Origin of the sequence: Haloplanus aerogenes (genome assembly GCF_003856835.1) — an archaeon.
GTDB classification, from domain to species: Archaea; Halobacteriota; Halobacteria; order Halobacteriales; family Haloferacaceae; genus Haloplanus; species Haloplanus aerogenes.
The window spans coordinates 1,101,085-1,113,055 of sequence record NZ_CP034145.1 but is presented as its reverse complement, the minus strand read 5'-3'; the positions used below and the strand labels follow the sequence as shown (position 1 = coordinate 1,113,055).

Below are 11,971 nucleotides of genomic sequence, written 5' to 3'. Positions count from 1 at the left end.
GATGAATCGCCGGTACGCACTTCCCCTCGCGCTCCTCGTCCTCGTCGTCACGTCCGGCTGTATGGGATTTTTCGGCTCCCAGCCCATCTCGGACGACCGGCTCGACGAGGCGCCCCCGTCGCCGTACGTCTGGGACAGCGACGTGAACGCCCACATCACGATCACGGAGAACGCCCGCTTCCAAGCAGTCTACCGGCTCAACCGGTCCTCCATCGAGCTGTTCCGTCGTGACGGCTTCGGCGGACGCAACTCCATTCCCGTCTCGTCCGTCCGCTACCGCTACCCCAACGGGACGGTCATCACGGGGACGGAACTCCGGGCACGCGGCGGCGCCATCGACCGCTCGCGTTCGCGCGTGTCGGTCACGCTCCCGTCCGGTGCCGAGGGCGGCAAACTCGCCTTTACCTCCTCCAGTACGCCCAAGCGGTTCAGCCTCCCGACGTTCGTCAACGGCTCGTACGCGGTCGTGTTGCCACCGAACCGTCGGGTCTCGGTGTTCCCGTTCGGGAAGGTCCACCCCGGCGGCTACGACGTAGTCGAGGACGGTGACCAGCGGATCATCCGCTGGGACAGCGTCGAGACGGACGCCGTCTCGGTGCAGTTCTACCTCCAGCGTGACCTGCTGATCTTCGGCGGGGCGGCGGCGGTGCTGGCGGTGGTGGGCGTCGGCGGCGTCTTCTACTACAAGCGCCGGATCGACGAACTCCGCGAGCAACGCGAGGAACTCGGCCTCGACGTGGACACGGAGGACGACGAGTTCAGCGACGACCCGCCGCCGGGGATGGGGTAGCCGTCGTCGCCGTCGGTCACGACCCTTTTCAGTTCCGCCCGCCTACCCCGACCCATGCGAATCGCGGTCGTCACCGTCGGCGACGAACTGCTGTCCGGGGATACGGTCAACACGAACGCGACGTGGTTGTGTGACCGCCTCGACGAGCGCGGCGTGTCGGTCGAACGGGTCACGACCGTCCCCGACCGGATCGCCGACATCGCCCGCGTGGTCAACGAGTACCGCGCGGAGTACGACGCGGTGATCGTCACCGGGGGCGTGGGACCGACCCACGACGACGTGACGATGGACGGCGTCGCGGCCGCGTTCGGACGCGAGGTCGTCCCCAACGAGGACGCGGAAGCGTGGATCGCGGACCACGGCGACTACTCGGCTTCCGACCTCACGGAGGGGACGACCCACCTTCCGGCGGGGGCGCGGATGCTCTCCAACCCGGAGGGCGTCGCGCCGGGCGCGGTCGTCGACGGCGTCTACGTCCTCCCCGGCGTTCCCGACGAGATGAAGGCGATGTTCGAGACGGTGATCGAGGAGTTCGAGGGCGACCCGACCCACGTCGAGGAGGTGCGGACGAGCGAACCCGAGAGCGCGCTGATCGACCGGATCGCGGCCGTCCGCGAGGAGTTCGAGGTGACTATCGGGAGCTATCCGGGCGAGGACGTGCGGTTGAAAGTGATCGCGGCGGACGCGGAGACGGCAGCCGCGGCGGCCGCGTGGCTTCGGGAGCGGGTCGATTAACGGCCGAGATACAGGAGCCAGAGGACGGTGACGAGGAGGCTGACGAGCAACACGACCGCACCGGTCGCCGCGATGGGGAGCGGTTCCCCGGTCTGAAGCGGGAGCATAGCCGGGAGTAATCGCGGCACTCGCTTAATTCTGCCCGTCGTGACCGCAGCCGCGGTGCTTTTCACCCCGCCCCCGTAGGGTCGACCATGCGACTCGGGTTCGTGGTCAACCCCATCGCGGGCATGGGCGGACGCGTCGGCCTGAAAGGCACCGACGGCAAGGTCGAGGAGGCACGCGCCCGCGGCGCTACGCCGCGATCACCCGACCGCGCCCGCCGCGCCCTCGACGCCATCGCCGAGCGGGTGCCGGACGTGACGCTGGTGACGTGGGGGGCGCCGATGGGCGCGGACCTCGCCCGAGAGGCGGGGTTCGATCCCGAAGTGCTCGGCGAACCGGCAGGGGAGGAGACGACGGCCGAGGACACCCGCGCGGCCGTCGACGCCTTCCTCGACGCCGGCGTCGACGTGGTCTCGTTCGTCGGCGGCGACGGCACGGCCGCGGACGTGGCCGAAGTGCTGGAAGGCACCGACACCCCGATGCTGGGGATTCCCGGCGGCGTGAAAGTGTACTCCTCGGTCTTCGCCGTCTCGCCGGAGGACGTCGCGGACGTACTCGCCTCGTTCGAACGGACCGAACTGCGGGAGGTGATGGATATCGACGAGGACGAGTACCGCGAGGGATCGGTGAATCCCGAACTCCGGGCGGTCGCGCGGGTCCCCGTCGGCGAGGACTTGCAGTCGTCGAAGCAGACGGGAAGCGGGAACGTCGAGGCGGTGGCCGAGGGGTTCGCCGAGGAGGTCGACCCCGGCGTGACCTACGTCCTCGGCCCGGGGAGTACGGTCGGGGCGATCAAGGAAGCGCTGGGGTTCGAGGGCTCGCCGCTCGGCGTCGACGTGTGGCGCGACGGCGAGGTGCTCGCCCGTGACGCGAGCGAAGCCGAGATTCTCGACGCCCTCGGCGACCGCAACGTGATCGTCGTCTCGCCCATCGGCGGGCAGGGGTTCATCTTCGGCCGAGGGAACCCCCAGCTCTCGCCGGCCGTGATCCGGCAGTGTGATATCGAGGTGGTGGCGTCGCGGGCGAAACTCGACGACATCGGCACGCTCCGGGTCGACACCGACGATCCGAATCTCGACGCCGACCTGCGGGGCTGGACGCGCGTGCGCGTCGGCCGCTTCGAGTCGCGACTGATGGAAATCGAGTAAAACCGCCTCACATCAATATCTTTCATGAGGTATAATGGTGAGTAGTGAAGATTAAGGTCTCTGGGATAGATACCTGTGGTATGGAAACACGTAAAGTGCAACGGCTGGGTCCTTCGACGCTGGCGATGACGCTTCCAGCCGAGTGGACCAAGGAGCACAACGTCGAGAAGGGGGACGAGGTGTCGCTTCGGATGGGCGGCAAGGGGACGCTGACCGTCCTCCCGGAGTCCGCGAGTACGGAGGGGTCGACGGCGACCATCCACGCCGACAATCTCGATTCCCGGGCGCTCGAACGCGCCATCGTCGCCCAGTACGTCCTCGGGCGGCGCGTGATTCACATCCAGAAGTCGGAGGGAGCGCTCGACAGCGAACACATCAACGCCGTCTACCGGGCGGAGACGCAGTTGATGGGGCTGGGCGTGATCGAGGAGACGCCAGAGCGCATCGCCATTCGGTGTTCGGTCGACCCCGAGGACTTCACGCTCGACAACCTCCTCGAACGCCTCGAAAACACGGGGAGTACGATGCGTGGCGAGTCGATCAAGGCCATCGCCCACGGCAACCCCGATCTGGCCGAACGCGCGCTGAACCGCGAGCGACAGGCGAACAAGATCTTCGTCCTCCTGCTTCGCCTCATCTTCATGGCCTACCAGAACCCGAACCTCGCGCGGGCCGTCGGCCTCGAATCCGGGTTCCCGCTCATCGGCTACCGCTCGGTCGCGAAGAATCTCGAACTGACCGCCGACAACGCCGAGGACATCGGGAACATCGCCCTCGACGCGAAGGACAACACCCTCGACGTCGACGGGTCGACGATGCGGCGCATCCGCGAGTTCACCGATCAGGTCGACGAGATTACGGCCACCGCCGTCGAGGCCGTCGTCGAACGCGACTACGACAAGGCCATCGCCGTCGGGCGGATGTACGAGGAGATCACCGACCGCGAGATGGAACTGATTCGGAGCCTCCCGGACATGCCGAAAGTCGAACTCCTCCGCACGCGTGAAGTGCTGGTCAGCCTCCAGCAGACCGCGCAGTACGCCATGCGCAACGCCGAAATCGCGGCGAACCTCGCGCTCAACGAGGAGTCGGAACACGTCACGATCGAGTAACGGCCTCGATCTCGTTTTTCCAGCTATCGTATCGGTTCGACCGGCACCATCCCGCCCCGCATCCCGATAGCGAGGAGGCCGCCGTCGTCAGTGGTCGTCGGTGTCGGCGTCGCCGTCCCATCGTCGTCGGTGGGTGTGGTCGTCGGTGTCGCAGTGTCCTCGTCGCTCGGCGTCGCCGTCGCGGTCCCGTTGCCGTCGAGGAGGCCGTCGTCGCTCGGCGTCGGGGTGGGCGTCGCCGTCCCACCGTCGTCACTGGGCGTTTCCGTCAGTGTCGATTCGCCGTCGAGGAGGCCGTCGTCGCTCGGCGTCGGGGTGGGCGTCCCCGTCGGGGTCGTGGTTCCGCTCTCGCTTCCCGCACCGCTCGATCCGTCGTCCGCCTTGTTGTCGAAGATATCCGTCTCGATAGTCCGGGAGTAGGTCAGTGCGTCGAGCGGAATCTCCATCGTTCCCGTCGGGAGTTCGACCCGCGCCGCGAAGTCGATCCGGAGGTCGGTCACCTGGTCGTTCTGCAGGTGACTCACCCACCACTCGTCGATGTGCTGGTTGTTCAGGGTCGTGGTGGCTTCGATGGTCCGGGTGCCGCCCGGTGGGATCACGCCCTTGTCCTCCGTGGTGCCGTTCCCCATCTCGATGCCGTTCATCGTCGCCCGGTAACTGAGTTCCGAGACCGGCACCGCGTAGGAGTTGGGATTGTGGACGACGAACCGCATGTCGATGTTCGTCTCCGAGGCGCTCACGTTCCCCCACTGAGCGCTCGTCTCGCGGATGACGAGAACCGGGCCGCCGGTCGGGGACGACCCGACGGGGCGGTCCTCGGTGGAGTTGAACGCGGAGATGATGTCCGTCTCGATGTCTCGACTCACTTTCGGCGCGCCGAAGGAGGCGCCGAGCGTCGAGGAGTGGACGTCGGCGTTGACTGCCAGCGTCGTCCGCTCGCCGTTGCGGATGTGACTCACCCACCACGTCGGAATGCGCTCGTTCGCGAGCGTAGTCGTCATCGGGACGGTCGACCGTCCCTGTTCGATGGAGACGCCCTCCTTGGTGCCCGTTGCCATCCGGATGCCGTTCATGTCGATAGCGTAGTCGACGGTGAGACCGCCGAGGTTGGCGCCGATGGGGTTCGGATTCCGCACCTGCAGATCGCTCTCGATTTCGGTCGTCGTCTCGTTCACGTCGCCGAACCGGTTGTCGATACCGGCGACGGTGGGTTGACTGAGGAAGAAAAAGGCGATAGCCGCCGTGACGATCACGGCGACGACGGCCAGCGTAACGAGCCGTTGAGTCGTCGACAGGAGCCTACGAAGCCGAGACAGCATACGAATCCGACTGTCGGCGGGGGTCATACGATTTGTGGCTTTCCGACGCCGATTCCCGCCAGAATCGCCCACGAGACTTTTTAACCCCTCGGTCGTAACCCGCAACCGCTCCGAATGTCTCGACACGCAGCTAGACCTCCCGGTGACCGGGCCGACCTCGAATGGTGTCACGAGGCGGTGCAGGGTGTCTCCCGAACGTTTGCGTTGACCGTCGACGTGCTCGACGAACCGATGGCGTCGTACATCTGTATCGGCTACCTCCTCTGTCGCGTGCCCGATACCGTCGAGGACGCGGACCACATCCCGCCGACGGAACAGGCCCGCCTCCTCCGCAAGTACGACCGAATGCTCGATCCCGACGACGACACCGACACCGAGGACTTCCGGGCGGCGGTCGACGAGTGGCTTCCCGCCCCCGAGGACCGGACCGAGGACTGGGAGGTCGTCGCCAGCACCCCACGGATCGTCCGAACCTTCCGGGCGCTCCCCGAGGACGTGCGCGAGGCGGTCACACCGCCCGCCCGCGAACTCGTGCAGGGGATGGCGATGTTCGTCGAGCGCTACGCCGACGAGGGGGGGCTCCGCATCCAGTCCCGCGAGGAACTGGAGGAGTACTGTTACTACGCCGCCGGCACCGTCGGCAACCTGGTCACCAACCTGCTGGCGCGTGGCGACCTCAGCGAGGGCCGCCGCGCCCGCCTCTACGACACCGCCGAGGAGTTCGGCCTCTTGCTCCAGCTCGTCAACGTCGCCAAGGACGTCTACGACGACTACACCGAGGAGGACAACGTCTACCTGCCGGCGGAGTGGCTGGCCGCCGAGGGCGTCCCGCAGGACGCGGTGGTCGACCCCGAACACGAGTCGGGGGCGGCGAACGTCGTCCGGCGCACCGCCCGCCACGCCCGGTCCTTTCTCGACGACGCCCAGACGTATCTGGAGACGGTGCCGACGACCGACGGCAACACCGTCGCGGCGTGGGCCATCCCCTTCCTGCTCGCGGTCGGGACGCTCCGCGAACTGCTCGCGCGCCCCGAGGACGCCCTCTCCGACACCGGCGTCAAAATCTCGAGACAGGAGGTGTTCGCCGTCGTCACCGAGATGACGGGCACCTCGTCCGACTCGCTGGCCGACCTCCGGGAGGATATCGCCGGCCAGCCCTTCCATCGAGCGAGCGGCTCCGCGGACTGAGACGGACCATGTCCCGGCGGTCACCCTTCTAGGTCACTACCGCGTACGTCATCAGAAAGCCGAAGTAGAGGATCACGAGCGCCGCGAGCGCCAGCAGTCTGAAGCGCCGGAGGTCGGCCACTTCCTTGTCGTGGGCGTCTTCGTAGGCCTCGCGTTCCTCGGCAGTGAGGTCGGCCGCGTGATCGAGTCCGCGGTGGAGCGCCAGTTGCGTCTCGTGGACGAACGGCCGGCCACACCGATCACAGACGTGCGCAGTCGCGTCCGGCGGCACGTGCGCGTCGGCGGTCGGGTCGGGTGTGGGGCTGGAGTCTGTCATGACGCGATAAAGGGTGGTGCGACGTACGGTTCCGCGACGATCCAGAGGCTGAGCATGGTGTAGCCGACCATGACGGCGGTGACGCCGTACTGGCTCCGCACGGCCTGCAAGCGGGAGGGAAAGCAGTCGTAGGCGGTGGCGTGGGCCACCCAGACGGCGAGCAGGTGGCCGAGGAGGACGAAGGCGAGTTCGAGGCCGCCGAACCACGACGGCAGCCCGGCGAGTTGGGGCGGCGACGCCGGCGGCGACAGCGGCGCGGCACCGACGGCCGCCAGCGTGGGTGAGAGGACGAGCACCGAGCCGAGGTTGTGCGCGAGGTGGTAGCCGGCAGCGATGGGGAGGAGCGCGGGGGCGAACCGGCGGGCGAGGTAGTCGGTCGTGAGGTACGTCTCCGCTCGGCGGCGGCCGACGCGCGACGCGGCGCGGTAGGCAAGATAGAACAGCGCGGCGCCGCCGAGGTAGGCACCGAGGTAGACGACGAGCGGCGGGACGCCGATGTCGGCGACGGCGCGGACGCCGCTCGCCGACGGCCCGGTGGCGACGAAGCCGTCGTACGTGGTGACGAAGAGCAGCGTGACGACGAAGGCCACGTCGTCACGCCCGCGAAGGGCGGTGTCCGGGAGGGCGCCGCCCGGCAGGCGCAGGCGGAGACGACCGTCGTCGACGCCGACAGGGGCGAGGCGGCCGTACAGTTGGAACGCGCGGGCGAGGGGATCGACGTTGTCGAACCAGTCGTCGACGCCGACGGCGACGGCGCCGGCGAGCGTGACGACGGTGTAGGCCACGAGCACGGTGGCGAGCAGTCGCGGGTCGTCCGCGAGTGGCGTGACGACTTCGATCCAGACGAGCAGGAGGAGGCCGGCGACGCTCGGCCACGCGCCGAGGCGGTCGGGATAGGGGTAGTCGAGCGACGGGAGGGGTTCGGCGACGGCGCGGAAGGGGCTGAGCGTCGGCCACGTGTTCCCGAACAGGTACGTCGAGGCGACGTAGCCGCCCCACCAGGCCACCCAGACGACGAGGACGGCGACGTTTCGGACGCCCGTCGCGGGGCCGAGGTAGCCGACAGCGACGGTGACGGCGAGGAGGGTCACCGCGCCGACGCGGGCGAGGATGCGGAGGGTGCGACCGGGGGCTGGGAGGTGACGCCCCCAGTCGTGAACGGCGGCGACGAGGCGGCGGTCGGTGACGAAACTGGCGAGGAGGAAGGAGACGCCGACGACGCCGCCGCCGGTGAGCAAGAACAGCCACGTCGGAATCGCGAGGGGGTCCCGCGTCGCACCGCTGAGCCCGCCGGTGTGCGCGGCGGCGATGCCGACCCACGTCGCGAGCGCGAGGGAGAGCGTGAGAACGGTCCGGCCCACGTGACGAGGGCGCGGCGATACCGAGACCATCGTGTTCGTGCCGCCGTTGGGGAGTCCCCGTAGAGTAGCTTCCGGAACCGACTCGCCGCGACAGTTGGGAGGATTTTTGGTAGTTGAATCGCAACGGGGGGGTATGAGTACGGATCACGGTGACGATCACGGACATCACCTTCCGGCCGTCGAAGACTGGCCGCGAGGGTTCGGCGAGGCGAGTTGGTGGCCGTTCATCACGGCACTGGGCGCAGGTGGCCTCTATCTCGCGGCCGCCCTGTACATCGTCGCAGGCGGGCCGGATTCGACGATCAGCCCGATGTTCGCCCCCATGCTCGGAGCGGCGAGCGTCGGCACGTTCCTCCTCGGCCTGTACGGCTGGCTGTACCACGCGTTCGTCTCCGAGTTCTGGTCGCGCGGCAGCAACGAGACGAGCGCGAAGGCGCTCCGCTGGGGGATGATCGCCTTCCTCGGCTCCGAACTCGCCACCTTCGGTGCGGGCTTCACGTACTACTTCTTCATCCGCGCGGGCACGTGGCCGCCGGGTGAACTCCCGCACCTGCTGGGCTCGCTCGTCCTCATCAACACCGCGATCCTGGTGGCGTCGAGTGTGACGCTCCACTGGGCACACGTCGCCATCCGGAACAACGACCGCCGGAAGTTCGTCCTCGGTCTGCTGGCCACGCTCGTCCTCGGCGTGGTGTTCATCGGCGGGCAGGTGTACGAGTACTACGAGTTCATCGTTCACTCCGAATTCACGGTCACCTCGGGGCTGTTCGGCTCGGCCTTCTACGGTCTGACCGGTCTCCACGGCCTCCACGTCTCGCTCGGCGGTGCGCTCCTCGCCATCGTCACGATCCGTGCGCTCGCGGGACAGTACTCCGCCGAGCGGCACGTCTCCGTGAGCACCGTCTCGATGTACTGGCACTTCGTCGACGCCGTCTGGATCTTCCTCGTCGTGGTGCTGTACGCCGGGGCGCAACTCGGCGCCTGACGCCGTCGGCTGTTCCTGTTTCACGATTTCGCCACCTCGGGTGGCGAACCTCCCTATCGACGTACAGCCGACCGTACGAGCAGACGGTCGATCCGGCAGCCCCTGCCGCCGTAAATTTATGTGGTCTCACGCGACAGTCGTGCGTATGGAGGACTTCGAGCAACTCGTGTCGTCGCTTACGCCCCGTGAGGAAAACGACGAGATCAAACTCTACCAGAACACCGTCTCGGTCGCGTGCCCAGTGTGTGAGAAGCCGTTCGACGACCTCGTGGCGTGTAAAAATCAGGAGACCAGCCTCGAACAGATCGAACCGCTCGACATCTGCGTCACCGTCCACGAAGGGAGCCCGCTGCTCTTCACGCACAAGCACTAGGCAACCCTCCGTTTCCCAGCACGTAAGGGATCGGCCGTCGACCGGACGGTATGGCACGCGAGGTCACACACACTGCGACCGGGCCGAAGATCATCACCCCCGAGGACATCGACGACGAGAAAGGCGACGTGGCGATCTGTCTGTGCGGGCTGAGCGAGTCCTACCCGTTCTGTGACGGCTCCCACCAGCAGGCCGAGGACGAGGCTCCCGACGAACGGTACAAGTACGTCGACGGGGAGCGTCGGCGGATCTCGATCCAATTCGAGGAGTAGCCGCCGGAAAGTATTTGGCTCGCTTTCGTCCAATCCTACACAAATGGACGGCGAGATTCTCGACGCGGTGACCGAGTGGGGAACCCGCCCCGTCTCGGATGGCGTCAGTGGGCTGTACGAGCTGGCCGACGAGTCGTTTTCGGGCGCCGTCACCGACGGGACGGCGTGGGCGTTCGTCCTCAACGGTCGCTTCGTCGGGATCTTCGACGGCGACATCGACGACTTCGAGGACGCCTCGCTGACCGCTCACACGGCACCCGACCTGTCGCTGCCGCTCCTCTACGCCATGCAGGCCCGCGGGGGCGAGGTGCGGGGGCAGTACTACTCGAACGACACCCCGCTCGCCGAGATCGACGACACCCTCTCGTCGGGCAACTTCGTCGGCTACGTCGAACTCTCCGAGAACGTGCTCTCGGGCGACTACTACGTCGTCTACTACGGTGGCCGGTCGCTCCCCGTGGCGTTCGTGGGGAACAACCGCCGCCTGCTCTCCGGCGACGAGGCGTTCGAACGCGCCGCCGACGAGGTGGGCATCTACTCCGTCGTCGACGCCGATATCGAGGTGGTGGAGTTGCCGGAACGGCCGGACTCGGCGCCCGAACCGGACGACAGCGACACCGCCGTCGCTGTCGCATCCGACGCCGGAACCGAGACCGACGACACGTCGACTTCGGAGGAGACATCGACCCCGAAATCGGACGCCGCGAACGACGGCGTCGAGGCGGCCGGCGACGGGTCGGACACGGCGACGCCGGACGCCGAGTTCAGCGAACTGGACATGACGGGAGCCACCGAGCAGCCGTCGTCGTCGAGCGATACGGACGTGACGGTCGACGCGACCGACGAGGACGAGTCGTCCGATGGCGCGTCGACCGAACCGGAAGCCGACAGCGACGATGTCGCTACCGAGGATGCCGACACCGACGACACGTCGCCGGCCGCCGAGACCGCTGGCGACTCGGAGACGGAGACGGAGACGGCGACCGACATCGACAGCGACGAACTCGACCGCCTCCGGCAGGAACTCGACGACGTTCGGACCGCGAAAGCGGAGCTAGAGGCAGAGCGCGACCGGATCGCGGCCGAACGCGACGACTACCGCGAGGAGGTCGACCGCCTCCGCGAGCGGGTCGAGACGCTGGAAGACGAGATCGAACGGCTCGAAGCCGACGCGGACGCCACGCCCACATCGACGCTCGATACCGACGAGGCACTCGCGGGGACGAACCTGTTCGTCCGCTACGAGAACAAGGCGGACGGCACGCTCGAACGCGCCGCCGAGGGACGCATCTCGGAGGAGGACCTCCGCAAGAACCTCCGTCTCGACTACCACACCGGATTCGAGAGCGAGGGGGTACAGGTCGACGGCCGGCCGTTCGAGTCGTTCCTCCGGGACACGACGGAACACCAGTTCGCGCTGTGGCTGTTGACCTCGGTGACATACGATATCCGGCGGACCGACACCCGCGCGGACCTGTCGAAACTGTACGACGCCATCGAGGAGGTCGACCGGATCGACCTCGATGGCGAGATCGACGTGACCGTCGAAGACGGTCAGGGCGAGACGGAGGCGACCACGGTGACGTTCGATGTGGTGTTTCGAGACAAGATGGGGAATCCGCTGTTCGCAGCGTCGTTCGATAACTCGCGCGATCCGACCCACGCGGAGACGATCCGATCGCTGCTCGACGGGGCGCAGTCGGTGAGTGAGGCGGTGCCCTCCTTTGCCGCCGCGTTCGTCGTGACGACGAGTTTCTTCGACGCCGACGCGATGGAAGTCGCAGTCGACGCCACCCGGGGCGGCCTGTTCAGTCGGAGTTCGCGGAAGAGCTACGTGAAACTCTCACGTAAGTCCGGGTTCCATCTCTGTCTGGTCGAGGCACGAGACGGGGACTTCTCCTTGACCGTCCCGGATCTCTAGCTCTGGATTTCGGCCGTCTCTTCGATCTTCATCGAGTCGAGTTTCTCGACGATGGCGTCGATTTTGTCGTCGAGTTCGTCGACGAAGTCGGCCGTGTCTTCGGTGGTGATGGCCCCTTGACTCGACGGTTCGATGAGGTTCTCCTCCTCGAGGACGCGAAGCGAGTAGCGGACCTTGTGATGCGGGTATCCCGTCTCGTTGGACATCTTCACGATGCCGATGGGTTCGTTCCCGATGACCATCTTCAGCACCTGAAGATGACGTTCGAGCATATCGACTTCTTTCTCGAGCCTGTCTATCATGACACTTGTTAACTTGTCGTTGCAGGTTTTAAAAGTTGCTGTGAGGC

The 11,971-nt window shown here is 67.0% G+C and carries 13 protein-coding genes; 9 read left to right on the top strand and 4 right to left on the bottom strand.

Annotated features, from left to right (window positions below):
* Nucleotide 1: 1 nt before the first annotated feature.
* The 4 genes from DU502_RS05625 (at nucleotide 2) to DU502_RS05610 (ending at nucleotide 3,890) form a co-directional block, all read left to right on the top strand.
* A complete protein-coding gene (locus DU502_RS05625) occupies nucleotides 2-790 on the top strand; it encodes a DUF5803 family protein (RefSeq protein WP_121920956.1) in 789 nt (262 codons plus the stop codon).
* 54 nt (nucleotides 791-844) lie between these two features.
* A complete protein-coding gene (locus tag DU502_RS05620; RefSeq protein ID WP_121920957.1) occupies nucleotides 845-1,525 on the top strand; it encodes a competence/damage-inducible protein A in 681 nt (226 codons plus the stop codon).
* 194 nt (nucleotides 1,526-1,719) lie between these two features.
* Nucleotides 1,720-2,778, top strand: coding sequence for an ATP-NAD kinase family protein (locus tag DU502_RS05615; RefSeq protein ID WP_121920958.1), 1,059 nt, complete (start codon nucleotides 1,720-1,722; stop codon nucleotides 2,776-2,778).
* A gap of 80 nt (nucleotides 2,779-2,858) precedes the next feature.
* Nucleotides 2,859-3,890, top strand: a complete 1,032-nt coding sequence (locus tag DU502_RS05610) for a phosphate signaling complex PhoU family protein (protein WP_121920959.1) — start codon at nucleotides 2,859-2,861, stop codon at nucleotides 3,888-3,890.
* A gap of 23 nt (nucleotides 3,891-3,913) precedes the next feature.
* On the opposite strand, the gene DU502_RS05605 is transcribed toward DU502_RS05610, so the two are convergent.
* Entirely contained in the window at nucleotides 3,914-5,206 is a 1,293-nt protein-coding gene (locus tag DU502_RS05605) for an LEA type 2 family protein (protein ID WP_121921025.1), read from the bottom strand.
* Between the two features lie 114 nt (nucleotides 5,207-5,320).
* On the opposite strand from DU502_RS05605, the gene DU502_RS05600 reads away from it, so the two are divergent.
* Nucleotides 5,321-6,394, top strand: a complete 1,074-nt coding sequence (locus DU502_RS05600) for a phytoene/squalene synthase family protein (RefSeq protein ID WP_121920960.1) — start codon at nucleotides 5,321-5,323, stop codon at nucleotides 6,392-6,394.
* Between the two features lie 28 nt (nucleotides 6,395-6,422).
* Here DU502_RS05600 and DU502_RS05595 read toward each other — a convergent pair whose 3' ends face one another.
* On the bottom strand, nucleotides 6,423-6,710 hold the full coding sequence (locus DU502_RS05595; protein WP_199722724.1) for a DNA-binding protein: 288 nt from the start codon (nucleotides 6,708-6,710) through the stop codon (nucleotides 6,423-6,425).
* Nucleotides 6,707-8,101, bottom strand: coding sequence for a hypothetical protein (locus tag DU502_RS05590; RefSeq protein WP_199722725.1), 1,395 nt, complete (start codon nucleotides 8,099-8,101; stop codon nucleotides 6,707-6,709). The genes DU502_RS05595 and DU502_RS05590 overlap by 4 nt, the downstream gene beginning before the upstream one ends.
* Nucleotides 8,102-8,204: 103 nt before the next feature.
* Between DU502_RS05590 and DU502_RS05585 the strand changes: the two genes are divergently transcribed.
* The 4 genes from DU502_RS05585 to DU502_RS05570 all read left to right on the top strand — a co-directional run bounded on the left by DU502_RS05585 (nucleotide 8,205) and on the right by DU502_RS05570 (nucleotide 11,622).
* A complete protein-coding gene (locus DU502_RS05585) occupies nucleotides 8,205-9,056 on the top strand; it encodes a cytochrome c oxidase subunit 3 (RefSeq protein ID WP_121920962.1) in 852 nt (283 codons plus the stop codon).
* Nucleotides 9,057-9,195: 139 nt separating this feature from the next.
* Nucleotides 9,196-9,429: a DUF7385 family protein gene (locus tag DU502_RS05580; protein WP_199722726.1), complete on the top strand. Its 234-nt coding sequence runs from the start codon at nucleotides 9,196-9,198 to the stop codon at nucleotides 9,427-9,429.
* A 50-nt stretch (nucleotides 9,430-9,479) separates the two neighbouring features.
* A complete protein-coding gene (locus tag DU502_RS05575) occupies nucleotides 9,480-9,701 on the top strand; it encodes a CDGSH iron-sulfur domain-containing protein (protein ID WP_121920964.1) in 222 nt (73 codons plus the stop codon).
* A 43-nt stretch (nucleotides 9,702-9,744) separates the two neighbouring features.
* Nucleotides 9,745-11,622, top strand: a complete 1,878-nt coding sequence (locus DU502_RS05570; protein WP_121920965.1) for a DUF7527 domain-containing protein — start codon at nucleotides 9,745-9,747, stop codon at nucleotides 11,620-11,622.
* Here the strand turns inward: DU502_RS05570 and DU502_RS05565 are convergent.
* Nucleotides 11,619-11,924: a hypothetical protein gene (locus DU502_RS05565; RefSeq protein WP_121920966.1), complete on the bottom strand. Its 306-nt coding sequence runs from the start codon at nucleotides 11,922-11,924 to the stop codon at nucleotides 11,619-11,621. The two genes, DU502_RS05570 and DU502_RS05565, sit on opposite strands and share 4 nt — an antisense overlap.
* Nucleotides 11,925-11,971 lie beyond the last annotated feature (47 nt).